At 74.8% G+C, this 24014-nt stretch carries 18 protein-coding genes and 1 riboswitch; of the genes, 12 read left to right on the top strand and 6 right to left on the bottom strand.

The window, feature by feature from the left end; genetic code table 11:
- Positions 1 to 15: 15 nt before the first annotated feature.
- Both ACZ5NJ_RS19550 and ACZ5NJ_RS19555 read right to left on the bottom strand, forming a co-directional pair.
- Positions 16 to 672 carry a DUF7342 family protein gene (locus tag ACZ5NJ_RS19550; protein ID WP_468766376.1) on the bottom strand — a complete coding sequence of 219 codons (657 nt, stop codon included), beginning with the start codon at positions 670 to 672 and terminating at the stop codon, positions 16 to 18.
- Between the two features lie 38 nt (positions 673 to 710).
- Positions 711 to 2327, bottom strand: a complete 1617-nt coding sequence (locus tag ACZ5NJ_RS19555; RefSeq protein ID WP_468766278.1) for a sensor histidine kinase — start codon at positions 2325 to 2327, stop codon at positions 711 to 713.
- Positions 2328 to 2912: 585 nt separating this feature from the next.
- On the opposite strand from ACZ5NJ_RS19555, the gene ACZ5NJ_RS19560 reads away from it, so the two are divergent.
- The 4 genes from ACZ5NJ_RS19560 (at position 2913) to ACZ5NJ_RS19575 (ending at position 8821) form a co-directional block, all read left to right on the top strand.
- A complete protein-coding gene (locus ACZ5NJ_RS19560) occupies positions 2913 to 4574 on the top strand; it encodes a sensor histidine kinase (protein ID WP_468766279.1) in 1662 nt (553 codons plus the stop codon).
- Positions 4571 to 5248 (top strand): response regulator, encoded by a 678-nt coding sequence (locus ACZ5NJ_RS19565; protein ID WP_468766280.1) that lies wholly within the window; start codon positions 4571 to 4573, stop codon positions 5246 to 5248. The genes ACZ5NJ_RS19560 and ACZ5NJ_RS19565 overlap by 4 nt, the downstream gene beginning before the upstream one ends.
- A gap of 146 nt (positions 5249 to 5394) precedes the next feature.
- Complete coding sequence (locus tag ACZ5NJ_RS19570; protein ID WP_468766281.1) at positions 5395 to 6183, top strand: ABC transporter ATP-binding protein; 789 nt, start codon at positions 5395 to 5397, stop codon at positions 6181 to 6183.
- Between the two features lie 70 nt (positions 6184 to 6253).
- Positions 6254 to 8821 carry an ABC transporter permease gene (locus ACZ5NJ_RS19575; protein ID WP_468766283.1) on the top strand — a complete coding sequence of 856 codons (2568 nt, stop codon included), beginning with the start codon at positions 6254 to 6256 and terminating at the stop codon, positions 8819 to 8821.
- A gap of 8 nt (positions 8822 to 8829) precedes the next feature.
- Here ACZ5NJ_RS19575 and ACZ5NJ_RS19580 read toward each other — a convergent pair whose 3' ends face one another.
- Positions 8830 to 10098 (bottom strand): citrate synthase, encoded by a 1269-nt coding sequence (locus ACZ5NJ_RS19580; protein WP_468766284.1) that lies wholly within the window; start codon positions 10096 to 10098, stop codon positions 8830 to 8832.
- Positions 10099 to 10168: 70 nt separating this feature from the next.
- Between ACZ5NJ_RS19580 and ACZ5NJ_RS19585 the strand changes: the two genes are divergently transcribed.
- Positions 10169 to 11320, top strand: a complete 1152-nt coding sequence (locus ACZ5NJ_RS19585; protein ID WP_468766285.1) for a citrate synthase — start codon at positions 10169 to 10171, stop codon at positions 11318 to 11320.
- Between the two features lie 14 nt (positions 11321 to 11334).
- The gene (locus tag ACZ5NJ_RS19590) at positions 11335 to 12441 is read left to right on the top strand and encodes a CobW family GTP-binding protein (RefSeq protein WP_468766286.1); all 1107 of its coding nucleotides are present in this window, start codon (positions 11335 to 11337) and stop codon (positions 12439 to 12441) included.
- On the opposite strand, the gene ACZ5NJ_RS19595 is transcribed toward ACZ5NJ_RS19590, so the two are convergent.
- Positions 12421 to 13419, bottom strand: a complete 999-nt coding sequence (locus tag ACZ5NJ_RS19595; protein WP_468766287.1) for a LuxR C-terminal-related transcriptional regulator — start codon at positions 13417 to 13419, stop codon at positions 12421 to 12423. The genes ACZ5NJ_RS19590 and ACZ5NJ_RS19595 overlap by 21 nt on opposite strands.
- Before the next feature lie 184 nt (positions 13420 to 13603).
- Between ACZ5NJ_RS19595 and ACZ5NJ_RS19600 the strand changes: the two genes are divergently transcribed.
- Together ACZ5NJ_RS19600 and ACZ5NJ_RS19605 are read left to right on the top strand one after the other, a co-directional pair.
- Positions 13604 to 14005 carry a hypothetical protein gene (locus ACZ5NJ_RS19600; RefSeq protein ID WP_468766288.1) on the top strand — a complete coding sequence of 134 codons (402 nt, stop codon included), beginning with the start codon at positions 13604 to 13606 and terminating at the stop codon, positions 14003 to 14005.
- Between the two features lie 107 nt (positions 14006 to 14112).
- Complete coding sequence (locus ACZ5NJ_RS19605) at positions 14113 to 14280, top strand: hypothetical protein (protein WP_468766289.1); 168 nt, start codon at positions 14113 to 14115, stop codon at positions 14278 to 14280.
- A gap of 24 nt (positions 14281 to 14304) precedes the next feature.
- On the opposite strand, the gene ACZ5NJ_RS19610 is transcribed toward ACZ5NJ_RS19605, so the two are convergent.
- Together ACZ5NJ_RS19610 and ACZ5NJ_RS19615 are read right to left on the bottom strand one after the other, a co-directional pair.
- A complete protein-coding gene (locus tag ACZ5NJ_RS19610; protein WP_468766290.1) occupies positions 14305 to 16401 on the bottom strand; it encodes a restriction endonuclease in 2097 nt (698 codons plus the stop codon).
- Positions 16402 to 16501: 100 nt separating this feature from the next.
- The gene (locus ACZ5NJ_RS19615) at positions 16502 to 18958 is read right to left on the bottom strand and encodes a DNA gyrase/topoisomerase IV subunit A (protein WP_468766292.1); all 2457 of its coding nucleotides are present in this window, start codon (positions 18956 to 18958) and stop codon (positions 16502 to 16504) included.
- Positions 18959 to 19167: 209 nt separating this feature from the next.
- On the opposite strand from ACZ5NJ_RS19615, the gene ACZ5NJ_RS19620 reads away from it, so the two are divergent.
- From ACZ5NJ_RS19620 to ACZ5NJ_RS19635, 4 genes are all read left to right on the top strand, one after another.
- Positions 19168 to 20514 (top strand): M16 family metallopeptidase, encoded by a 1347-nt coding sequence (locus ACZ5NJ_RS19620; RefSeq protein ID WP_468766294.1) that lies wholly within the window; start codon positions 19168 to 19170, stop codon positions 20512 to 20514.
- A 20-nt stretch (positions 20515 to 20534) separates the two neighbouring features.
- Positions 20535 to 21902 carry a M16 family metallopeptidase gene (locus ACZ5NJ_RS19625; protein WP_468766377.1) on the top strand — a complete coding sequence of 456 codons (1368 nt, stop codon included), beginning with the start codon at positions 20535 to 20537 and terminating at the stop codon, positions 21900 to 21902.
- 193 nt (positions 21903 to 22095) lie between these two features.
- A riboswitch (cyclic di-AMP (ydaO/yuaA leader) is annotated at positions 22096 to 22254 on the top strand.
- 13 nt (positions 22255 to 22267) lie between these two features.
- On the top strand, positions 22268 to 23074 hold the full coding sequence (locus ACZ5NJ_RS19630; RefSeq protein ID WP_468766295.1) for a M23 family metallopeptidase: 807 nt from the start codon (positions 22268 to 22270) through the stop codon (positions 23072 to 23074).
- Positions 23075 to 23246: 172 nt separating this feature from the next.
- Entirely contained in the window at positions 23247 to 23912 is a 666-nt protein-coding gene (locus ACZ5NJ_RS19635) for a GntR family transcriptional regulator (RefSeq protein WP_468766296.1), read from the top strand.
- Positions 23913 to 24014: the final 102 nt, after the last annotated feature.

Below are 24014 nucleotides of genomic sequence, written 5' to 3' on the forward strand. Positions count from 1 at the left end.
CCGCGGGGCGGCGGGTCAGGCGCCGGCCGACGGGACCCAGCTGTAGCGGTGTTCCGGACGGCCGGTCTCGCCGTAGCGCAGGGCCAGGGAGACGCGGCCCGCGCGGTCCAGGAGCTTCAGGTAGCGCTGGGCGGTCTGGCGGCTGATGCCGGCCCGGTCGGCGATCTGCTGGGTGGACAGCGGGCCTTCGGCGGTGCGCAGCACACGGCGGACCAGTTCCGCGGTGGTGGGGGAGTGGCCCTTGGGGAGCTCGTTGGGGGTGCCGGCCGCGGCCAGCGCCCCGAAGATCCGGTCCACTTCGGCCTGTTCGGCCTCGCCGCCGCCGGACAGGGAGCGGCGCAGCGCCGCGTAGGCCTCCAGTTTGGCGCGCAGGCCGGCGAAGGTGAACGGTTTGACCAGGTACTGGAGGGCGCCGAGACGCATGGCCGCCTGGACGGTGGCCAGGTCCCGGGCGGCCGTGACCATGATCACGTCGGTGTGCCGGCCCAGCTGCCGCAGCCGGCGCACCAGGTCCAGGCCGGTGCCGTCGGGGAGGTAGTGGTCGAGCAGGATGAGGTCCACCGGGCTCGCGGCCAGGAACTCCAGTGCCTCGGCCGCCGAATGGGCCCGGCCCGACACCTCGAACCCGGGAACCTTCGCCACGTACGCCGCGTTGATACGGGCAACACGCATGTCGTCGTCGACGACCAATACGTGGATCGGGGATCCGCTCACCGCAGGGCCTCCGGAAGTACGACGGAGAACTCCGCCCCTCCGTCCTCTGCTCCACCGGCCCGGGCGCTGCCGCCCTGCCGCTCCGCGAGGCGGCGTACGAGGGCGAGGCCCAGCCCGCGCTCGCGGTGGCCTGAGGGCTGCTTGGTCGACCAGCCCTCGGTGAAGACCTCCTCGCGGTGCCCGGCCGGGATCCCGGGGCCGCTGTCGCGTACGCGCAGGACGGCGGTGCGTCCCTCCGCGCGGATGTCGACCTCGACCCGGGGCGCGGCGGAGCCGGCCGCGGCGTCCAGGGCGTTGTCGACGAGGTTGCCGAGGATGGTGACGAGGCCGCCGGGGTCCACCAGGCGGTCGGGGAGGAGGGAGTCCGGGGCGAGGCGCAGCGCGACGCCGCGTTCCGCCGCGACGGTGGCCTTGCCCACCAGGAGCGCCGCCAGCAGGGGGTCGTGGACCTTCTCGGTGATCTGCTCGGCCGTCGTGCGGTGGACGCCCACCACTTCGGTCACGAACGCGGCGGCTTCCTCGTGCAGGCCCAGTTCGAGGAGGCCGAGCAGGGTGTGGAGGCGGTTGGCGTGCTCGTGGTCCTGGGCGCGCAGGGCGTCGATCAGGCCCTTGGTGGAGTCGAGCTCTCGGCTCAGGTGCTCCAGTTCGGTGCGGTCGCGCAGGGTGGCGACGGCGCCGCCGTCGGCGGTGGGCATGCGGTTGGCGACCAGGACGCGGGGGCCCTGGACGGCCAGCAGGTCGCGGCCGGTGACGCGGCCGGCCAGGACGTCGCTGGTGCGGCCCGCGCCGAGGACCTCGTCCAGCGGGCGGCCGGCCAGGGTGTCCGGGTGGTCCTGGTCGAGGCCCAGCAGCCGGGCGGCCTCGTCGTTGACGAGGCGTACCCGGTCGTCGGAGTCGAGGGCGATCACGCCCTCGCGGATGGAGTGCAGCATCGCCTCGCGTTCCGCGAGGAGGCCGGCGATGTCGGAGAAGGCCAGGTCCCGGGTCTGCCGCTGGATCCGGCGGGAGAGGAGGTAGGCGGCGAGCGCCCCGGCGGCCAGGGCGCCGCCGGAGTAGGCGAGGAGGCCGGGGATGGCGCCCAGGAGCCGGTCGCGCACGCTGTCGTAGGCGATGCCGACGGAGACGGCTCCGACGATCTGCCCGTCGGCGGCGACGAGCGGGACCTTGCCGCGGGCGGAGCGGCCCAGGGTGCCCTGGTCGATCTCCATCACCTCGTGGCCGGCGAGCGCGTCGCTCGGGTCGGTGGAGACGGGCAGGCCGATGCGGTCGGGGCTGGGGTGGGAGCGGCGGATCCCGTTCAGGTCGAGGACGACGACGTACTCGGCCCCCGTCGCGCTGCGGATCCGCTCGGCGTCGGCCTGGACGGGGCCGTCGGCCGTGGGCCCCGACCGGAGCAGGTCGGCCGCCAGGGACGGGTCCGCCGCGGCGCTCTGGGCGATGGCCAGGGCGCGCCGCATCGCCTGGTCGTCCAGCTGGTGGCTCAAGGGGGCCAGGAAGAGCCCCGTGGCCAGCACGAGGACCCCGGCGGCGATGGCCAGCTGGGTGAGCAGGATCTGCGAGACGGCGCGGCGGGGCAGTCCGAGGCGCCGGGTGCGCGGGGGGAGGAACCGCATGACGGGTAACGGTAGGTCGGCGGGCGCGGAAGCGGAATGTCTGTCGCGCAGACCCTCCCGGTCGGTCACGGACGGTGAACGGACTCCGCGCCGGCCGCCGCCCGGCCCCCGGGCTCGGTCGGGGCGCGCGGCCGGGGCGTGCGGCCGGGCCCCGGTTGGGCGGGCCGGGCGGGGCGCCGGTGGGCGCGGCGGGCGGGCCGGGTGTGGCCGTCGGCCCCGGCCGGGTGGGTCCGGGCGGGGTGCTGCTGGGTGTGTCGGCGGGGTGTGGGCGTCGCGACCCGGCCGGGGTGCGGCGGGAACCGGCTGGGTGCGGCCCGGGCGGGGCGTGGCCGTCGGGTGCCGGTCGGGTGGGTCCGGCCGGGGTGCGACGGGGGGGGCGGTGGGGCGCGCCGGGCGGGGCGGCCGGGGCGTGCCGCCGGGCCCCCGGCGGGCGGGGTGTGGCCGTTGGCCCCGGGTGGGGTGGGGCCTCGCTGGGTGTGGTGGGCGGGGGTCAGTGGGCGGGCGCTGGGGGTCTGTCTTTTGGGGGAGGGTGGATCGGCCCTGAGGGGCATGCCCTGGGCGGGTTCGGAATCGATACTGGTCAGCGTGGTGAGCACCGGTCCGTTCCGTTTCCGTCGTCCGCTCCGCGGCCCCGTGCGCGCGGTGGCGGAGACGGCCTGGGTGCTGCTCGCCGGGCTGGGCGTGTGGGCGGTGGTCGGCTACCTCGGGGTGCTCCCGCGCCCCTCCCTCCAACTGCCCGCGCTGGCCGTCGCGGGGGCCCTCTTCCCGCTGCGCCGCCGCTTCCCGGCCGCCGTCCTCCTCGTCCTCGCGGCGCTGACCGGTCTGGCCTGCTGCGTCGGCCCGGTCACCGCGGCGACCGCGTACACGGTGGCCCGGCGGACCGTCCGGGCGCGCCGACGGGCCCGGCTGCTGGCGGCGGCGGCCGCGCTGCTCGTGGTGTGCGCGACGGTGTCCGCCCCCTGGCTCGGGCCGGGACCGCTGCCGTACGGACCGGCGCTCGGGCTGGTCCTGACACCGACGGCCGTGCTGGTCCCGGGGCTGGTCGGGACCTCGTACGGGCAGCAGCGGCGGCTGGTGCGGGCGCTGCGCGAGCGCGGGGACGCGGCCGAGCGGGCCCGCCGGCTCGCCGACAGCGAGGCCCGCATCCACGAGCGCTCCCGGATCGCCGCCGAGATGCACGACCTGGTGGGCCACCGGCTCAGCCTGATCTCCCTGCACGCCGGCGGGCTGGAACTGGCCCTGGAGCACGCCGACCCCGAACTGCGCGAGGAGGCCGTCCTGGTCCGGCGCACGACCCGGGACGCCCTGCGCGAGCTGCGCCAGGCCCTCGGGGTGCTCGGGCCGCTGGGCCGGGACACCGGTCCGCAGGCCCTCACCGACGCCACGGGCACCCGCGCCGACATCGAGGCGCTGGTGGCGGAGTCCCGAGGCGGCGGCGTCGCCGTGCGCCTCGACTGGACGGGCCCGGACCTGGACGGCCGCCCGGCCGGGGTGCGGCGGGCGGTGCACCGGGTGGTGCGGGAGGCCCTGACCAACGTGCACCGGTACGCGAGCGCCGCCCACGTCGCCGTCGCCGTGGCCCACGGCGCGGAGACGGTACGGGTCACCGTCCGCAACGGCGCCCCGCCCGGCCGCCCCGTTCCCGCCGGGAGCCTGGGCACCGGCAGGGGGCTCACCGGCCTGCGGGAGCGGGTCGAACTGCTCGGCGGGACCCTCACCGCCGCCGCGCAGCCGTCGGGCGGCTTCCGGGTGGAGGCGGCCCTGCCCGCCGATCCCGGCGACGCCCCCGCACCCCGGCGCCGGGAGGCCCCCGGCGCCCCCACCACGGCCGCGGCCGCCGCCGAACCCGCCCCCGCCGAGCGGGGCACCGCGCAGGCGCTGACGCTCGCCCTAGGGATGGTGGCGCTGAGCGTGCTGATGGCCCTCGGCACGCTCTTCGTCTACGCCACCGCCCCCCGCCCGGACGCCGGACCGCGCCCGCTGCCCCGGGTCGGCATGACCTACGGCGACGTGGCGGGAGCCGGGGTCACCGACAACGCGGCGGTCCGGGCCGCGGCCGCCGGCCGGGAACCGCCGCGCCCACCGGGCACGGCCGGCTGCGTGTACCCGTTCAACGGGGCCACCGCGTCCCGCCCCGGAGCCCTGACCATCGCGCGCTACTGCTTCGACGCCGGGCAGCGCCTCATCGCCATCGACCGCTTCACCGTCCCGTCGGTCCGGGACGCCACACCCTGGGAGATCCCGTGACCGCGCACGCCCGACCGATCCGAGTGCTCCTCGCGGACGACGAGACGATGATCCGTGCCGGAGTGCGCCTGATCCTGCGGCACGCCGACGGGATCGAGGTCGTCGCCGAGGCCCCCGACGGGCGGCAGGCCGTCGAACTGGCCGCCGCGCACCACCCCGACGTCGTCCTGCTGGACATCCGGATGCCGGTCTGCGATGGGCTGGCCGCGATTGCCCCGCTGCTGGCCCTCGACCCGGCGCCGCGCGTGGTGATGCTGACCACCTTCGGCGACGACGACAACGTGGTGCGGGCGCTGCGGGAGGGCGCCGCCGGGTTCCTGCTGAAGGACGAGGGCCCGCAGGAGCTGATCAGCGCCGTGCGGGCGGCCGCCGCCGGGGACGCAGTGCTCTCGCCCGGGGTGACCGGAGCCGTGATCGCACGGATGCTGACCGCCGCCGAGCCGCCCGGCGCCTCCGAGGCGGCCGCGGACGACCGGATCGCCCGGCTGACCGGCCGGGAGCGGGAGGTCCTGGCGATGCTCGGCGAGGGCCTGTCGAACCAGGACATCGGCGCCCGGCTCGGTATCGGGACCGGCACCGTGAAGACCCATGTGGGCTCCATCCTCGACAAGACCGGTTCGACGAGCCGGGTCCAGGCGGCGCTGCTGGCCCACCGGACCGGCCTGGCGCCCTGAGCGCGCCCCCCTCGCGGGGCGGAGTCGCGCCGGCCGCCCCTCTGCCCTTCGGCAGAGCGCGGCCGCCGCGCACCGGCCCTTCGGCAGAGCCGAACTCCCGCCTCCAGGGCGATGTCCGTGCAGGTCAGCGCCGTGACGATGGAGGCATGTCACAGACCTTCCCCCCTCCGGCCTCCCCTTCCGGCGCGGCCCTCCAGGAACCGGCCGCCCGCGCCTGCGGCCTGACCAAGACGTACGGAAAGGGCGAGACCAGGGTCACCGCACTCGACGCGGTGTCCGTGGACTTCGCCCGGGGCCGCTTCACCGCCGTCATGGGCCCTTCCGGGTCGGGCAAGTCCACGCTGATGCACTGCATGGCCGGACTGGACCCGGCGACCTCGGGGTCGGCCCGGATCGGCGGGGTCGAGCTGTCCTCGCTGAACGACCGGCAGCTGACGCGGCTGCGCCGGGAGAAGGTCGGCTTCGTCTTCCAGGGCTTCAACCTGATGCCCACCCTCACCGCGCTGGAGAACATCACCCTGCCGCTGCGGCTGGCCGGCCGCCGGCCCGACGCGGCCTGGCTGGACACCGTCGTCGCCACCGTCGGACTCTCCGGCCGGCTCGCGCACCGGCCCGCCGAACTCTCCGGCGGCCAGCAGCAGCGCGTGGCGGTGGCCCGCGCCCTGGCGTCCCGGCCCGAGATCGTGTTCGCCGACGAGCCGACCGGCAACCTCGACTCCCGCTCCGGTGCGGAGGTCCTCGGCTTCCTGCGCGACTCGGTGCGGGAGCTGGGCCAGACCGTGGTGCTGGTCACCCACGACCCGGTGGCCGCCGCCCACGCCGACCGGGTCGTGTTCCTCGCCGACGGCCGCCTGGTGGACGAGCTGCACGAGCCGACCTCCGGCGCCGTGCTCGACCGGATGCTCGCGTTCGAGGCCCGCGGCCGCACCTCCTGACCGCCGGCCCCGCTCCTCCCATCCCCGCGCCTCCCGCCCCCCCCCGCGCCACACCTCCTGAAAGCCCGCCATGCTGCGAACAGCCCTGCGCAACGCCCTCGCGCACAAGGCCCGTCTGGCCATGACCGTCCTCGCGGTCTGCCTCGGGGTCGCGTTCATCTCCGGCTCACTGGTCTTCGCCGACTCCACCGCCGCCGCCTACCGCGCCTCCCTGGCGCGGAACCTCGCCGGGACCGCGGTCACCGTGGACCCGAAGTACCCCCTAGGCGCCCCCGCCGACCAGCGGGAATCCGTCCTCGACGACGCGCTCACGGCCCGGCTGGCCGCCGTCCCCGGCGTCGCCGCGGCCCGCCCCTCCGCCGACGGCTCCGCCACCCTGGCCGCCAAGGACGGCACCCCGCTACGGGCCGGCAACCCCATGGGGAAGCTGGCCGCCGCCTACGTCCCCGGCCCCGACGGCAAGGACGGCCGCTACCCGCTGACCGCCGGCCGCGCCCCGCGCACCTCCGGCGAGGTGGCCCTCGACCGGGGCACCGCCGAAGCCGGCGGGTACTCCCTCGGCGACACCGTCCGACTGGCCACCGACGGCCCCGTCCTGCGGCTGCGGCTGGTCGGCACCGTCTCCACCACCGACACCCGGGTGACCGCCGGCGGCACCCTCGCCGTCCTCGACAAGGCCACCGCCCAGGGGCTGTTCGCCGCCCCGGGCCGCTACACCGGCATCGACCTCTCCGCCACGCCCGGCACCGACCCGGGCGACCTCGCCCGCCGCGTCGGAGCGCTGCTGCCGGCCGACCGGGCCGAGGCGACCACCGCGGCCGCGCTCGCCGCCCGGCAGGCGGTCTTCATCGACACCAAGACCAGCGGCTACTCCCGGCTGCCCCTGATCTTCGCCGTGGTCTCCCTCTTCATCGGTTCGTTCCTCATCGTCAACACCTTCACCATGCTGGTCACCCGGCGCTCCCGGGAGATCGCGCTGCTGCGCGCGATCGGCGCCACCCGCCGGCAGGTGGTCGCCTCCGTCCTCGCCGAGGCGGCCCTGGTCGGGTCGGTCGCCTCGGCGCTCGGGTTCGTCCTCGGGCTCGGCGTCGCCGCCGTCCTGCCCGGCCTCCTCGGCGGCGCGGACGACCCGCTGCCCCGCGGACCGCTCGTGGTCGGCCCCGCCCCGGTGCTCGCCTCCCTGGCCGTCGGCGTCGGCGTCACCGTGGCGGCCGCCTGGCTGCCCTCCCGCCGGGCGGCCCGGATCGCGCCCGTCGAGGCGATGCGCACCGCCGAGCAGCCGCCCTCCGCGACCCCGTCCCGGATCCGGGGCGCGGCCGGCGCCCTCGCCCTCCTCGTCGGCGCCGGGCTCCTGGTCTCACTGGATGACGCCCGCAGCGCCTCGGACGCGAACCTGCGGACCGCGATGTCCGGCTGCGGGATCCTCGTCCTCGGCTTGATCCTGCTGGCCCCGCTGCTGGCGGCCCCGGTGATCCGCCTCCTCGGCCGCCTCACCGGCCGGTTCGGGGTGGTGGGCGACCTCGCGCGGGACAACGCCCTGCGCGACCCGCGCCGTACGGCGGCCACCGCCGTCGCCCTGATGATCAGTACCGCGCTGGTCTGCGGACTCGCCGTCATCGAGCACTCCACCAGCCGCGCCCTGGACGCTCAGGCCGCCGCCGGGCTGAGCGCCGACTACGTCATCGGCACCCGGGGCACCACCACGGCCGTCGACGCGGCCGCCGTCCGGCGGGTCGCCGCCCTGCCCGGGGTCGTGACCGCCTCGGCCGTCGCGGACTCCACCTTCTCGGCCGGCGCCCTCGTCCGGCAGGTCTCCGGCGTCGACCCGAAGACCGTGGGGGCCGTCATGAAGCTCCGCTTCACCAGCGGTTCGGCCGACGGCATCGGGCCGGGCCGGATCGCCGTCTCCGCCGGCTTCGCCCGTGAGAACCGGCTCGTCACCGGCGGGCGGATCGAGGGGAGCATCGGCCCCGGCCAGGGGGAGGGGGAGGGCGGCCGGGCCTTCACCGTCGTCGGGATCTACGAGGACAACCCCACCGCGCAGGACGTCCTCGCCGACCGGGGCGAGGTCCAGCGGTACGGCTTCCTGCGCGACTCCGTCCAGCGCGTCCTCGTGCGTACCGGCCCGGGCGCGGCGGACGTGGAGAAGCGGCTGCGCGCCGCCGTCGACGACAGCCCGCTGCTGAAGGTGCAGAGCCGGAGCCGGCTCGTCCAGGAGCAGGCCGGGGTGGCCGGCGACCTGATGACCATGGTGTTCGGGCTGCTCGCCATCGGCGTGGTCGTCTCCGCCCTCGGCCTGGTCAACACGCTCGCCATGTCGGTGGCCGAACGCACCCGGGAGATCGGCGTCCTGCGCGCCCTCGGCATGGACCGCGGCGGGATCCGCCGCATGATCGGGCTCGAATCGCTCGCCGTCGCGGCGTTCGGGACCCTCCTGGGCCTGGCCGGCGGGCTGTTCGGGGCGTGGCGGGTCAGCGGGCTCGCCAACGGGGCCATTCCCCGGTACGCGTTCTCCCTGCCGTGGGGGACCCTCGCCCTGGTCGTCGTCCTCTCGCTGGCGGCCGGCGCCGCTGCGGCCGTGCTCCCGGCCCGCCGCGCGGCCGCCCTCGGCCCCCTGCGCGCGGTGTCCGGCGGCTGAACCACCGGTCAGGGGAGCGGGCGGGGCGGCCGGGGGCCCGTGTAGTGGCCGCTCGGGCGCATCCGCAGCGGCCGCTCCTGGTACTCCTCCAGCGCGTGCGCGATCCAGCCCGCCGTACGGGCCACCGCGAACACCGTCTCCCCGGCCTCGGCGGTCATCCCGCAGGACACCGTCAGCACCGCCAGCGCCAGGTCCACGTTGGGGTGCAGTCCGTGACGGGCCATCACCGCCGCCACCTCCCGGGCCGCGCCGAGGGCGGCGGCCGCCCGGGGCAGTTCCTCCAGCCGCCCGAACAGCGCCCGTGCCCGGGGGTCCTCGCCCCGGTAGAGGCGGTGGCCGAACCCCGGTACCCGGCGGCCCGCGCGCAGGTGCTCGGCCACCACCGGCGCGGCGCCGCCCCGCTCCGGCACCTCCGCCAGCATCCGGTGCGCGAGCCGGCCCGCCGCGCCGTGCAGGGGGCCTTCGAGCGCACCGAGGCCGGCCGAGACCACCGCGTACGGGTGGGCCCGGGCGGAGGCCGCGACCCGGACGGCCAGGGTGGAGGCGGCCAGGTCGTGGTCGACCAGCAGGGCCATGGCCAGGTCCAGCACGTCCACGGCCGCCGGGTCCGGCTCCTGCGCGGTCAGCCGGGACCACAGCCGCCCGGCGAGCCGCCCGTCCCCCGGCCCCGTGGGAGCCACCTCGGGCAGGGCCCCGACCAGCGTCGGGATCAGGCAGCGCGCGGAGCCCAGGACGGCCTCCTCGGACAGGTCGAAGCGCAGCGGGTCCGCGACCGCGGCGGCCGCGACCGCGACCCGCAGCAGGTCCAGCGGGCCGCTGTGCTCGGGCATCGCGGCCACCGCCCGCCGTGCGGCGGCCAGGGGCTCCGGGGGAGCGGCGAACCGGGCCCCCTGCGCCAGGGTGCCCGTCCAGAGCCACTCGGCGACCTCCTCGAAGGAGTAGCGCGAGGCCAGCTCGACGGCGTCCGCGCCGCGGAACCAGTACCGGTCGGACCCGGGCTCGATGAGGGTGAGCGCGGTGCGTACGGCCAGCTCCCCGGTGGCGGGGCCGGCCGCTTCGCGCCGGCTGCGCCGGGCCAGCGCCTCCACCTCAGCGGCGTCGAAGGTGCTGCCGCGCCCGACCGGGTCGCGGCGGCTGCCCAGCTGGCCCCGGCTGACGTACGCGTACACGGTCGCCGGCTTCACCCCGAGGAGCCGGGCGGCCTCCTGCGTGGTGATCCGGCGGGGCGGGGCCTCCGCGGAGGCGTCGGCGGGGGAGTCGGACGGGCGGTCGCTCATGACCCCGAGCATACATATGTTGATTCAATCAATGTTGACATCGATCGGATCAAGGGTGGATGGTCGATCCATGAACACCACCGTCGAAGTACCCCGCGGTCTCGCGGGAGTCGTGGTCACCGAGACGCAGCTCGGTGACGTCCGCGGCCGCGAAGGCTTCTACCACTACCGTCAGTACTCGGCCGTGGACCTGGCGGCGTCCCGCACCTTCGAGGACGTCTGGCACCTGATGTTCCGCGGCTCCCTCCCGGCCGGCCCCGCCCAACGGGCCGCCTTCACCGCCGAGGTCGCCCCCCTGCGCCACCTGCCCGCCGAGGTACGGGACGCCCTGCCCGCCCTCGCCCGGGCCACCGCCCTCTCCGGCCCCCTCGCCGGCCTGCGCACCGCCCTCTCGCTCCTCGGCGCCTCCGCCGGCTTCCGCCCCGTGTACGACCTCGACCCCGACCGCCGGGCCGCCGACGCCCTCGCCGCCTGCGCCGCCGTACCGACCCTGCTGACCGCCCTGCACCGGCTCGGGCAGGGCCTGGAGCCGGTCGCCCCGCGCGACGACCTCCCGTACGCCGCCAACTACCTGTGGATGCTCACCGGCGAGGAGCCCGACCCCGTCAAGGCCCGCGCCGTCGAGCGGTACCTGATCTCCACCGTCGACCACGGCTTCAACGCCTCCACGTTCACCGCCCGTGTCATCGCCTCCACCGGTGCGGACGTCGCCGCCTGCCTCACCGGGGCGATCGGCGCCCTCTCCGGCCCCCTGCACGGCGGCGCGCCCAGCCGCGCCCTGGACACCCTCGACGCCATCGGCACCACCGACCGCATCGGCCCCTGGATCCGGGAGCGCGTCCTCGCCGGAGACCGGATCATGGGCTTCGGGCACCCCGTCTACCGCACCGAGGACCCCCGCTCGCGGATGCTGCGCGACATCGCCCGGCAGTTCGGCGGGCCGCTCGTCGAGTTCGCCGTGGAGGTCGAACGGCAGGTGGAGGAGATCCTCGCCGAGCTCAAGCCGGGCCGCGAACTGCACACCAACGTGGAGTTCTACGCGGGGGTGGTCATGGAGCTGTGCGGGCTGCCGCGCGAGATGTTCACCCCGACCTTCTGCGCGGCCCGGGTGGTCGGCTGGAGCGCGAACGTCCTGGAGCAGGCCGCCGACTCGAAGATCATCCGGCCGGCCGCCCGCTACACCGGTCCCACCCCGCCCCAGCCGGTACCCGCGATGGGCTGACTACGATCGTCCGGGTGAACAGCGTCCAGCCCATCCCCGTCGTCGTCCTCTCCGGATTCCTCGGCTCCGGGAAGACCACGCTCCTCAACCACCTCCTCACCCACCGCGGGGGCACCCGGATCGGGGTCGTCGTCAACGACTTCGGCTCGATCGAGATCGACGCCATGGCGGTGGCCGGGCAGGTCGGGGACTCGATGGTCTCGCTCGGCGGCGGCTGCCTGTGCTGCGCGGTCGACGGCAGCGAGCTGGACGCCTACCTGGAGAAGCTCGCCGCACCCGTCCACCGGATCGACGTCATCGTCATCGAGGCCAGCGGGCTCGCCGAGCCCCAGGAGATGATCCGGATGCTGGTGGCCAACGAGAACCCGGCCGTCCGCTACGGCGGCCTCGTCCAGGTCGTGGACGCCGCCGAGTTCGACGCCACCCGGGCCGCGCACCCCGAGACGGACCGCCACCTCGCCGTCGCCGACCTGGTGGTGCTGAACAAGACCGACCGCGTCGACGCCGCCGAACGCGCCCGCATCGAGGCCGAACTCGCCGCGCTCGCCGCCCCGGGCACCCCGCTCGTCGGCGCCGACCACGGCCGCATCGACCCGGAACTGCTCTTCGACCGCCGCCCCTGGACCGAGACCCGGGGCCAGCTCTCCTTCGAGGACCTGCTGGCCGAGGCCGGGCGGCACGAGGGCGGTGAGGACCACGCCGCGCACGCGCACGCGGCGTACGAGAGCGTCTCCTTCACCACCGACCGGGCGCTCTCCCCGCGCCGGTTCATCGACTTCCTCGACCGCCGCCCCGCCGGCCTCTACCGGATCAAGGGCTTCGTCTGGTTCGGGGTCCCCGGCCACCAGGAGCGGTACGAGGTCCACGCGGTCGGCCGCTTCCTGCGGTTCGACCCCGGTCCCTGGGGCCGGGGCGAGCCGCGCCGCACGCGGCTCGTCCTGATCGGCAAGGGCATCGACGGCCCGGGCCTGCTCGGCGGGCTGGAGGCCTGCCGGGAGGCCGACCCCGGACAGGCCGGCCCCGAGAGCATGTGGGGGGTGCTGCGCTACGTGCCCCGCCCGGTGGAGGAGGCCCCGGCCGAGGAGGCCGCGGCGGACCCGTCAGGCGGAGTGTCCGGGTAGCCAGCCGCGCTGGACGCTGCGGACCCCGGCCTCGAAGCGGCTGCGGGCGCCGAGCCGCTCCATCAGATCGGTGGCGATGCGGCGGGCGGTCCGCTGGGAGACGCCGAGACGCTTGGCGATGGACTCGTCGGTGTGCCCCTGGGCCAGGAGGGCGATGGTGGTGGCCTCCTGCGGGCTGAGGCCGGTCGCGTCCCTGCGGGCGGCCTCGCCGAGGGGCCGGGCGGCGGACCAGACGCCTTCGAAGAGGGCGCACAGCGCGGCGAGCGTGCCCTGGCCGGTCAGGACGACGGCTCCCGCGGCGGTGTCGTCGCTGCTGACGGGGATGACGGCGGCCGAGCGGTCCGTGATGATCATCCGGGTGGGCAGCGTCGGCACGGTACGGACCTGGCCGCCCAGCCCGGTCAGCCAGTGGGCGTAGTCGACGGTGCCCCGGTCGTTGCGGACACTGCTGAGGTAGAGGGTGCGCATACGCACGCCCCGGCCCAGCAGCTGCTCGTCCAGGGGCCGTGACGCGTCCATCTGGGCGGCGGGCTGGGCGCCGCCCGGGGCGAAGGACATGACCTCGGTCGTGACCTCCCGCGTGAGGCGGGCGAGGCGGTCGCGGATCCGGTCGATGCCGATCAGCTGCTCGACACCGGGGCTGGAGGCGGACGGCCGCAGGTCGGCGTACTCGGCGATCAGCTGCGCGGCCACGGCCCGCGAGGCCTCCAGCCGCTGCTGCTGCGCGGCGAGCTCGGCCTGCTGGCGGGCCATCAGGATCTCCATCCCGATGTCGGGGGAGACGGCCCGCAGGTTGCCCTGCCGCTCGGCCGACGGCCTGACCAGGGCGAGCTCGCTGAGCACGTCCAGGGCGTCGCGCACGGCCTGCTCGGACTGGCCGGTGGCGGCCACGAGTTCGGCGACGCCGCCGTACGGATCGCCCAGCATGGCGCGGTAGACGGACTCCGCGGCGGTGTCGAGTCCCAATGCGGTCAGCACGGTGCGTCCCCCTGAAAACGTGTGGTCCCAGGCCCCCCCGGGGCGGTCTGGGATCATCCCATCTTCGCCGCCCCGGGCGGCCGTCGGACGCGCACGTGTGTCAGGTGGACGGATCCGGCCATGGCCCCAAGGGTCCATGTCGCGCCAGTGGCGGGCCGGCTGACGGGCTGACAGCGTGCGGCCCATGTATCTCGTACACGCCCGCCTGCAGGGGCCCCCGGCCGTGCCCCTGCCGCCGCAGACGCGTTCCCTGGTGCGGTCCCTGGTCCGTGCCGAGGACGGCATCGAGCACGTCGCCGTCCACCCGCACGCGCTGCCCTGCCCCGTGATCGGCCTCTACGTGCGCGCCGAGAGCCTCGCGGACGCGGAGCGGCGGGCGGACCGGGTCTGCCGGCGGGTGCTCGGGGACTGCGCGGAGTTCAGCGGCTGGTCCCTGCTGGCCGCCGAGACTCCGCTGGTCGCCCCGTTCTACGAGTCGTTGCTGGCCGCTCCGGGCCCGGCCGGCCGGTCGGTGGACGCTAGGGGCCAAGGACGGTTCGGTCCAGACGACAGCCCTTCCGACGGCCCTGACCAGCGGCGAGAGTAGTTCTCGCCGGCAGGGACAACGGCCCGGCCGGCCAGAGGACCGGACGCGTCACCGCGGGACGCAGGCCGGTTCGGGACACCCGACCCCACGTCAGACAGGACCTCGCCATGCTGCGCATCCGCCTCGCCCGGGCCACCGCGGTCACCACCCTCGCCGCCGCCTTCCTGCTGTCCGCCCCGGCCGCCGCGACCGTCTCCGCCGCCGGGGCCGCCGCGCCCGCCGCGGCCACTCCGGGGTCGCCCGCGGACGCCGAGCAGACCATGGGCTGGTCCTGACCCGCCCCCCGTGGGCCGGTGCTGCTAGGCGACCTCGACGCCGTACTCGCGCAGCAGGTCCTCCAGGCCGCCGCGGTAGCCCTTGCCGCCGATGACGAAGTCCCAGTCGCCGTTGGAGCGGCGCCGGAACGAGCCGAGTACCAGGGCCGTCTCGCCGGCGCGGCCGTCGGACACGTCCAGCCGGCCGAGTTCCTCCCCGTCGGCGGACAGCAGGCGGATGAACGCCTGCGTGAACCCGGCGAGGTCGGCGTGCGGGTCCGCCTCCGGGTCGATCGCGGCCACGAGGACCAGCCGGTCGGCGGCCTCCGGCAGCGCGTCGAACGACACCTCGACCGCGGCCTTGTCGGGTGCCGGACGCGCCCGGGTGCGTACGGAGCCGTCCGGTGTGCGGGGGTTGTTGTAGAACACGAAGTGTTCCTCGTCGAGGACCCGGCCGCCCGCGCACACGAGCGCGCAGACGTCCAGCGCGACGGAGCCCGACCAGGTCATGCCGAGCACGTTGTGATCCGCCGGCTCCGCGGGCTGCGGTGTCCGCGGGGCGGGAACCTCCGCGGCCGCCGCGCCGCCGCCACCGCCGAGGCGGCCGCGCAGACCGTACTGGTGCAGGAGCCCGACCAGATCGGCGCCGGGAACCAACTCCAGCGGCTTGCCGTTGGCGAAGGTGTACGACCCCGGCCCGAAGGACGCGGTGGTGACCAGCACCCCCTTGTTCGCCCCCTTGTCCTGGACCGTGCCGTACAGGTCCCGGACCGCTGTCGGCGGCACCGTGTTGCGGTAGCGCTTGACCTGGACCACGATCCGCCCGCCCCGGATCGGCGCCGGGTCCAGGGCCTCGACGTCCACCCCGCCGTCGCCCGACCGCTGGGTGGTCACCGCCTCCATGCCCATCGCCCGGAACAGCTCGGCGACCAGGTTCTCGAAGTCGATCGGGTCCATCGCGAAGAGGTCCGGCTCGTCCGCGTCGGGCGCGTGGCCCCCGTGGCTGACGACGCCTCCGCCGACCTCGTCCGGCCGGCGCCCGGCACGCACCGCCGTCAACTGGTCGGGGCGGGCGGACAGCTGGCCGCCGAGCCCGGAGACCAGGCAGTCCACCGCGCTGACCTGCTCCAGCCGCAGCTCCCCGAACGCGGACCGCTCCGCCGCGACCGTGGCGAGCACGATCCGCGCCTCACGGCCCGTCACCGGATCGTGGTCGTCCACGAAGCCGTTGACGACCACCAGGTCGAGCGCCTGGAACTCGTCCGCGGCGTAGAGCTCACGGACCACCAGCAGGAGGCACTGGGCCAGCAGGTCGCGGTAGAGCGCCCGCCGCTGCGTGGCGGGGCGCGGCGATTCCCTGTCCTGGTCGGCTCCCGGCAGGTACCGCACCGACTTGGTCTCCGGGACCACGTCGTAGCGGGGCAGTTCCCAGTCCAGCACCAGGTGCCGCGCCGCCTGGTCGTACGCCGCGGAGACCTGCCTCGGCAGCTCCTGCGGCCAGGCGGTGGACGCGTAGAGGGCGGCGGAGAAGTACTCCACCACGGCCTCCGCCTCGCCCGCGCGCAGCCGTTCGGTCAGTTCGCCCAGCCCCCGGTTGTGGGCCCGGATCGCGGCGAGCTGCTCCGCCGCCCACCGGTCGTACTGCTGCCGCTGCTCGGCGAGCTGTTCCTGGCGCCGCGTCTCCGCCGCCCGCGCCTTCCGGCAGGCCCGGGTGTACTGGGCGTGCTCCTCGTGCTCCGCCTGGGCCCGACGGTAGGAGCCCGCCGCCATGCCGCTGCTCTGCTGCCGGAACTGCTCGATCCGGGGCATCGGCACGGGGTGCGCCAGGGAGCCGGGACGGAAGGGTTCGAGTTCCTCGCTCCGCACGAGTGAGGACATCCGGAACGTCGTGGCCCGGCAGCCCCTCACCAGGAGGTTCTGCAATGCCTCGACCTCGGCCTCGATGGTCTCCGTGCGCTGCCGGGCCTCGGCCTCGCGGCGCAGCCGGTACGCGGCCTGCTGCTCACGTTCGCCCCGGGCCACCTCGCGGTCCCACGCCCGGCGCCGGCGCTCCGCCTCGCGCTGCTGGATCAGCTGCGTCCGCTGCTGCCGGCGCTGGGCCTCCGCCCAGTCCCCGATCATCCCGCTCGACTGACGGCTCATCAGCATCCCCCCGCCCCACCACAAGCAACAACGGGAAAACACTAGTCGGCATTCGGGTGGTACGTCCCCCCGGTCGCACCACCCGAATGCCGCAGGCGTCCTACAGCGCGCCACCCGCCAGGACCGCGACCGACGCGGGAAGGGCGGTGCCCGAGCCGTCGCGGCGCGGATCCGGGGACGGGAGGGGCGCCGGGGTGCCGTTCGCGGTGGCCGCGCGGGCCGGGGCGTTGCCCGCCCAGGCCAGCACCAGCGTGTCCTCGCCCTTCAGGAACCGCTGGCAGCGCACCCCGCCGGTGGCCCGGCCCTTGCGCGGGTACTGGTCGAACGGGGTCAGCTTCCCCGAGGCCGGCGCGCCGTCGAGGGTGCCCTGCGCGCCCGCCACCGTGAACACCAGGGCGTCCCGGGCCGGGTCCACCGCCGAGAAGTGGATCACCTTGGCGTTCCCGGCGAGCTTGATGCCCGCCATGCCGCCCGCCGGGCGGCCCTGGGGGCGCACCTGGCCGGCCGGGTAGCGCAGCAGCTGGGCGTCGTCGGTGATGAAGACCAGGTCCTCCTCGCCCGTGCGCAGCTCGACCGCGCCGACGATCCGGTCGCCCTCCTTGAGGGTGATGACCTCCAGCTCGTCCTTGTTCGCCGGGTAGTCCGGCACGACCCGCTTGACCACGCCCTGCTCGGTGCCCAGGGCCAGGCCCTGCGAGGACTCGTCCAGCGAGGTCAGACAGACCACCGTCTCGTCGGCCTCCAGCCCGGAGACGAACTCCGCGACCGGGGCCCCGCCCGCCAGGCTCGGCGCCGCGTGCGTGTCGGGCAGCTGCGGCAGGTCGATCACCGGGAGCCGCAGCAGCCGCCCGTACGAGGTCACCACGCCCACGTCGGCCCGGGCGGTCGCCGCCACCTGCGAGACGACCAGGTCGTGCCTGGCGCGGGCGGCGCCCTCGTCCACCGGCAGCGGGTCGCCGTTCGCCGTACGGGCCAGCAGGCCTGTGGAGGACAGCAGCACCCGGCAGGGGTCGTCCGCGACCTCCAGCGGCACGGCCGCCACGGCCGTGCCCGCGGACTCCAGCAGCACGGTACGGCGCGGGGTGCCGAACTTCTTGGCGACCGCGGCCAGTTCCGAGGAGACCAGCTTGCGCAGCTCCGCGTCCGAGTCGAGGATCCGGGTCAGCTCCTCGATCTCCGCGGTCAGCCGGTCGCGCTCGGACTCCAGCTCGATCCGGTCGAAGCGGGTGAGCCGGCGCAGCGGGGTGTCCAGGATGTACTGGGTCTGGACCTCGCTCAGCGAGAAGACCTCCATCAGGCGTTCCTTGGCCTGCGCGGAGTTGTCGCTGTCGCGGATGAGGCGGATGACCTCGTCGATGTCGAGCAGGGCCACCAGCAGGCCCTCGACCAGGTGCAGCCGGTCGCGCCGCTTGCGGCGGCGGAACTCGCTGCGCCGGCGCACGACCTCGAAGCGGTGGTCGAGGTAGACCTCCAGGAGCTCCTTGAGGCCCAGCGTCAGCGGCTGGCCGTCGACCAGCGCGACGTTGTTGATGCCGAAGGACTCCTCCATCGGCGTCAGCTTGTACAGCTGCTCCAGCACGGCCTCCGGGTGGAAGCCGTTCTTGATCTCGACGACCAGGCGCAGGCCGTGCGCCCGGTCGGTGAGGTCCTTGACGTCGGCGATGCCCTGGAGCTTCTTCGAGCCGACCAGGTCCTTGATCTTGGCGATGACCTTCTCGGGGCCGACCGTGAAGGGCAGCTCGGTGACGACCAGGCCCTTGCGGCGGGGCGTGACGTCCTCCACCGAGACCGTCGCGCGGATCCTGAAGGTGCCGCGGCCGTTCTCGTAGGCGTCCTTGATGCCGGACAGGCCCACGATCCGGCCGCCGGTGGGCAGGTCGGGACCCGGCACGAAGCGCATCAGCGCCTCCAGGTCCGCGTCCGGGTGGCGGATCAGGTGGCGGGCGGCCGCGATGACCTCGCCCAGGTTGTGCGGGGGCATGTTGGTGGCCATGCCGACCGCGATCCCGGACGTGCCGTTGACCAGCAGGTTCGGGTAGGCGGCGGGCAGGGTGACCGGCTCGCGCTCCTGGCCGTCGTAGTTGGCGGCGAAGTCGACGGTGTCCTCGTCGATCGACTCCGTCATCAGCGACGTCGCGTCGGCCATCTTGCACTCGGTGTAGCGCATCGCGGCCGGCGGGTCGTCGTTGCCGAGTGAACCGAAGTTGCCGTGGCCGTCGACCAGCGGCAGCCGCATGGAGAAGGGCTGCGCCATGCGCACGAGGGCGTCGTAGATCGACTGGTCGCCGTGCGGGTGGAGCTTGCCCATCACCTCGCCGACGACGCGGGCGCACTTCACGTACCCGCGGTCGGGGCGCAGGCCCATCTCGTTCATCTGGTAGACGATGCGCCGGTGCACCGGCTTCATGCCGTCGCGGGCGTCCGGCAGGGCCCGGGAGTAGATCACTGAGTACGCGTACTCAAGGAAGGAGCCCTGCATTTCGTCGACGACGTCGATGTCGAGGATCTTCTCCTCGAAATCCTCCGGCGGCGGGGTCTTCGTGCTGCGGCGGGGCATCGCTGCGGCGCTCCTAACCAAGATCGGGGGGTGTACCTGCTGGGGTGTGCGACGGGGTCGACGCGGACCATTGTGGCCCGAGGCACCGACAACGCCTCACCCCGACCCTTGTGCGGGGGCCGGGGAACTTCTCCGCGCACCTGCGCGCTTGCATACAGTGGCAGGTCGACAGTAAATCTCCGCATCGCGATCGAAGGGACCACATGCCCATGGGTCACACGGCCACAGCTCAGGCCGGCTCCGGCGGCCTGACAGCGACCGAGCACCGGCTGGCCAACGGCCTGCGCGTGGTGCTGTCCGAGGACCACCTCACCCCGGTCGCCGCCGTCTGCCTCTGGTACGACGTCGGCTCCCGCCACGAAGTCAAGGGGCGGACCGGTCTGGCTCACCTCTTCGAGCACCTCATGTTCCAGGGTTCGGCGAGCGTGAAGGGCAACGGGCACTTCGAGCTCGTCCAGGGCGCCGGCGGCTCGCTGAACGGCACCACCAGCTTCGAGCGCACCAACTACTTCGAGACGATGCCGGCCCACCAGCTGGAACTCGCCCTGTGGCTGGAGGCGGACCGCATGGGCTCGCTGCTGGCCGCCCTGGACGAGGAGTCCATGGAGAACCAGCGCGACGTGGTCAAGAACGAGCGCCGCCAGCGCTACGACAACGTCCCGTACGGCACGGCCTTCGAGCGGCTGACCGCCCTGGCCTACCCCGACGGCCACCCGTACCACCACACCCCGATCGGTTCCATGGCCGACCTGGACGCGGCCTCCCTGGAAGACGCCCGGAACTTCTTCCGCACGTACTACGCGCCCAACAACGCCGTCCTGTCGGTCGTGGGCGACATCGACCCCGAGCGCACCCTCGCCTGGGTCGAGAAGTACTTCGGCAGCATCCCGGCGCACGACGGCAAGCAGCCGCCCCGCGACGGCACCCTCCCCGAGATCATGGGCGGGCAGCTGCGCGAGGAGATCGTCGAGGACGTGCCGGCCCGCGCGCTGATGGCCGCCTACCGCCTGCCGCACGACGGCACCCGCGAGTGCGACGCCGCCGACGTGGCGCTGACGATCCTCGGCGGCGGCGAGTCCTCCCGCCTGCACAACCGCCTGGTCCGCCGCGACCAGAGCGCCGTCGCCGCCGGCTTCGGCCTGCTGCGCCTGGCCGGCGCGCCCTCCCTGGGCTGGCTGGACGTGAAGACCTCCAGCGGCGTCGAGGTGCCCGCCATCGAGGCGGCCGTCGACGAGGAGCTCGCCCGGTTCGCCGCCGAGGGCCCCACGGCCGACGAGATGGAGCGGGCGCAGGCGCAGCTGGAGCGCGAATGGCTGGACCGGCTGGGCACCGTCGCCGGCCGCGCCGACGAACTGTGCCGCTTCGCGGTGCTGTTCGGCGACCCGCAGCTGGCGCTGACCGCCGTGCGGCGCGTCCTGGACGTCACCGCCGAGGAGGTGCAGGCCGTGGCCGCCGCCCGGCTGCGCCCCGACAACCGCGCGGTCCTGGTCTACGAGCCGCTGACCGGTTCCGAAGAGAACGACGAGAGCGACGAGAACGAGGGGGCGGAGCAGTGAGCGACACCGCAGCCGTCACGATGACCTTCCACCCGCGTCCGCAGGCCGGCGAGGCCAAGCCGTGGGCCTTCCCCGCCCCCGAGCGCTCCACCCTCGGCAACGGCCTGACCCTGCTGCGGTGCCACCGCCCCGGCCAGCAGGTCGTCGCGGTCGAGGTCAACCTCGCGGCCCCGCTCGACGCCGAGCCCGCGGGCCTCGACGGAGTGGCCACGATCATGGCCCGGGCCCTGTCGGAGGGCACCGACAAGCACTCCGCCGAGGAGTTCGCCGCCGAGCTGGAGCGCTGCGGCGCCACCCTCGACGCCCACGCCGACCACCCCGGCCTGCGGGTCTCCCTGGAGGTCCCGGCCTCCCGCCTGCCCAAGGCGCTAGGGCTGCTCGCCGAGGCGCTGCGCGCCCCCGCCTTCGACGACGGCGAGGTCTCCCGGCTGGTGCGCAACCGGCTCGACGAGATCCCGCACGAGCAGGCCAACCCCCAGCGCCGCGCCGCCAAGGAGCTCTCCAAGGAGCTGTTCCCGGCCACGCTGCGCATGTCCCGCCCCCGCCAGGGCACCGAGGAGACGGTCGCGCGGATCGACGCCGCCGCCGTACGCGCCTTCTACGAGGCCCACGTACGCCCCTCCACGGCCACCGCGGTGGTCGTCGGCGACCTGACCGGGATCGACCTGGACGCGGTCCTCGCCGACACCCTGGGCGCCTGGACGGGTGGCACCGCCGCGCCGCTGCCGGTGCCGCCGGTGACGGCCGACGACACGGGCCGCGTGATCATCGTGGACCGGCCCGGCGCGGTCCAGACGCAGCTGCTGATCGGCCGGATCGGGCCGGACCGGCACGACATCGTCTGGGCCCCGCAGGTCCTCGGCACCTACTGCCTGGGCGGCACCCTGACCTCCCGCCTGGACAAGGTGCTGCGCGAGGAGAAGGGCTACACCTACGGGGTGCGCGCCTTCGGCCAGGTGCTGCGCTCCACGGCCGACGGCAAGGGCGCCTCGATGCTCGCCATCAGCGGCTCGGTGGACACCCCCAACACCGGTCCCGCGCTGGCGGACCTGTGGCAGGTGCTGCGCACGCTGGCCGCCGAGGGGCTGACGGACGCCGAGCGCGACGTGGCGGTGCAGAACCTGGTGGGCGTGGCCCCGCTGAAGTTCGAGACGGCCGCCTCGGTCGCCGGGACCCTGGCCGACCAGGTGGAGCAGGAGCTGCCGGACGACTACCAGGCGCGGCTGTACGCGCGGCTGGCCGAAACCGGTACGGCGGAGGCCACTTCGGCGGTCGTGAGCGCCTTCCCGGTGGACCGGCTGGTGACGGTCCTCGTGGGGGACGCGGCGCAGATCGAGGAGCCGGTCCTGGCCCTCGGCATCGGTGAGGTCACGGTCGTCACCAACTGACCTGCGGTCGGCTGGTTTTCGAGGGGGCCCGGTGGAGCATCCATCGGGCCCCCTTTGTCCGTTTAGTGGTGTGGTTGCAGGTATGCGGTGTGGCGTACGCAACAAATCCGCTCGTCTGTTTGGCGATTGACTGATGATCCGCCTAGCGTCAGGCGTGCTGTCCGTCAGTTGTGCCAGCCGCACCCGCGGCACCGGGCAGCGATCGCCGAGTCCCCGTCAGGCGCGAGCCTGGGGAGCCGGGGACCCGCATCAGTCCCTGGGGTGAATCGGACCGCCTCGTCAGAGGGGGGCCGTAGGAGACCTTCCTGCTCCGAACCCGTCAGCTAACCCGGTAGGCGAGAAGGAAGGAAAGGATCACCCCCTCCATGGCGTTCGGCAGTCGTACAGCCGCTACCGGCAAGCACCGTGGTTCGAGCCGTCTGAGCCGCAAGACCGCCGGTTACGCCGGCATCGCGGCCCTCGCCACCACGGGTGTGGTCGCCACCCTGGCCGCTCCGGCCTTCGCCGCCGACTCCCACGGCGGCCCGTCCCCGGAGGACACCGGCGCGCTGAACGCCGTCGTCGTCGCCGACGGCCTCCAGGACGACATCGAGGTCCAGGCCGCGACCCAGCAGACCGCCGCCGAGTCCGTCGCCGCCCAGGCGCAGGCCGAGGCCGAGGCGAAGGTGCGCGCCCAGGAGGCGAAGCGCGTCGCCGAGGTCAAGGAGAAGGCCGAGCGCGAGGCCGCCGAGAAGGCCGCCCAGGAAGAGGCCCGCAAGCGCGCCAACACCTTCGTGGCCCCGGTCGACGGCTCCTACGTCAGCACCCAGTACGGCGCGGGCGGCGGCATGTGGTCCTCCGGCAGCCACACGGGCATCGACTTCCACGCCGACGAGGGCACCTCCGTCCACGCCGTGGGCTCGGGCACCGTCGTCGAGGCCGGCTGGGGCGGCGCCTACGGCAACAACGTCGTGATCCGCCACAACGACGGCACCTACACTCAGTACGGGCACATGATGTCGCTGAACGTCTCGGTCGGCGAGACCGTCACCGCCGGCCAGCAGATCGGCCTGTCGGGCTCCACGGGCAACTCCAGCGGCCCGCACCTGCACTTCGAGGCCCGCACCGGTGCCACGTACGGCACGGACATCAACCCGCTGGCCTACCTGCGCCAGCACGGTGTCGGCATCTGACCCGACTTCGTGAAGAAGGCCCCGGCTCTCCGAGCCGGGGCCTTCTGTCGTTTTCCGGTTTCTTCCTTCCGGATTTCCGGGCGTTCTCGGAAATCTCCGCGTGTTGTCATAGAGTCGCAGGCGGCACGGTCGATCGGAACGAAACCCAGCGAAACCCAGCGGAGGTCCGGCCTTGCGTATTCCGGCGCACGCGGTGTGCACAGCCATTCGCGACGATATCGTCTCCGGATTCTTCGGGCCGGGCGGCCGGCTGACCGAGGAGGTGCTCGCCCGCCGGTACGGGGTCTCGCGGGTCCCGGTGCGCGAGGCGCTGCGCACGCTGGAGTCCGAGGGGTTCGTCACCACGCGGCGGCACGCGGGGGCGTGCGTGGCGGAGCCGAGCGAGCAGGAGGCGGCCGACCTGCTGGAGCTGCGGCTGCTGCTGGAGCCCCTCGCGGCCTCGCGCGCGGCCCGGCGGCGGACCGAGGCGCACCTGAAGGTGCTGCGGGGGATGGTGCGGCTGGGCCAGGAGCGCGCCGGGCGGGCCCCGGGGGAGGATCTGCGGGCGCTCGGGAGCTGGTTCCACGAGACCCTCGCCCAGGCGTCCGGCAGCCCGGGGCTGATCGCGCTCCTGGCGCAGACCCGGCGCAAGATCGCCTGGCTGTACGAGGTGGGGGCGCCGGCCCGGCCGGTGGACTCCTGGGCGGAGCACGGGGCGCTCGTGGACGCGGTGGCGCGGGGGGACGCGGAGCGGGCCCGGGCGCTGGCCGCGCTGCACGGGGAGCGGGCGGTGGGGGTGTTCCGGCCGCGGGTGAGGATTTTGCAACGTGCCGTAAACACGGCGGGTGGCCGGAATTAACGCGGGGCGCGTATAAAAGGGTGGGCCGCGGAATTCACCCGGGGCGGGACGGGCGGCTGCTTCCGGTCAATTCCGGTGACGAAATTCTCGCTGCCGCGGATT

The organism is Streptomyces sp. NPDC032091 (assembly GCF_055580265.1).

What these genes read in the sequence shown, in the direction of transcription:
- ACZ5NJ_RS19550 (WP_468766376.1), bottom strand. Translation starts at nt 672, where the DNA reads ATGCGTGTTGCCCGTATCAACGCGGCGTACGTGGCGAAGGTTCCCGGG.
- ACZ5NJ_RS19555 (WP_468766278.1), bottom strand. Translation starts at nt 2,327, where the DNA reads ATGCGGTTCCTCCCCCCGCGCACCCGGCGCCTCGGACTGCCCCGCCGC.
- ACZ5NJ_RS19570 (WP_468766281.1), top strand. Translation starts at nt 5,395, where the DNA reads ATGTCACAGACCTTCCCCCCTCCGGCCTCCCCTTCCGGCGCGGCCCTC.
- ACZ5NJ_RS19575 (WP_468766283.1), top strand. Translation starts at nt 6,254, where the DNA reads ATGCTGCGAACAGCCCTGCGCAACGCCCTCGCGCACAAGGCCCGTCTG.
- ACZ5NJ_RS19580 (WP_468766284.1), bottom strand. Translation starts at nt 10,098, where the DNA reads ATGAGCGACCGCCCGTCCGACTCCCCCGCCGACGCCTCCGCGGAGGCC.
- ACZ5NJ_RS19585 (WP_468766285.1), top strand. Translation starts at nt 10,169, where the DNA reads ATGAACACCACCGTCGAAGTACCCCGCGGTCTCGCGGGAGTCGTGGTC.
- ACZ5NJ_RS19600 (WP_468766288.1), top strand. Translation starts at nt 13,604, where the DNA reads ATGTATCTCGTACACGCCCGCCTGCAGGGGCCCCCGGCCGTGCCCCTG.
- ACZ5NJ_RS19605 (WP_468766289.1), top strand. Translation starts at nt 14,113, where the DNA reads ATGCTGCGCATCCGCCTCGCCCGGGCCACCGCGGTCACCACCCTCGCC.
- ACZ5NJ_RS19610 (WP_468766290.1), bottom strand. Translation starts at nt 16,401, where the DNA reads ATGAGCCGTCAGTCGAGCGGGATGATCGGGGACTGGGCGGAGGCCCAG.
- ACZ5NJ_RS19615 (WP_468766292.1), bottom strand. Translation starts at nt 18,958, where the DNA reads ATGCCCCGCCGCAGCACGAAGACCCCGCCGCCGGAGGATTTCGAGGAG.
- ACZ5NJ_RS19620 (WP_468766294.1), top strand. Translation starts at nt 19,168, where the DNA reads ATGGGTCACACGGCCACAGCTCAGGCCGGCTCCGGCGGCCTGACAGCG.
- ACZ5NJ_RS19625 (WP_468766377.1), top strand. Translation starts at nt 20,535, where the DNA reads ATGACCTTCCACCCGCGTCCGCAGGCCGGCGAGGCCAAGCCGTGGGCC.
- ACZ5NJ_RS19630 (WP_468766295.1), top strand. Translation starts at nt 22,268, where the DNA reads ATGGCGTTCGGCAGTCGTACAGCCGCTACCGGCAAGCACCGTGGTTCG.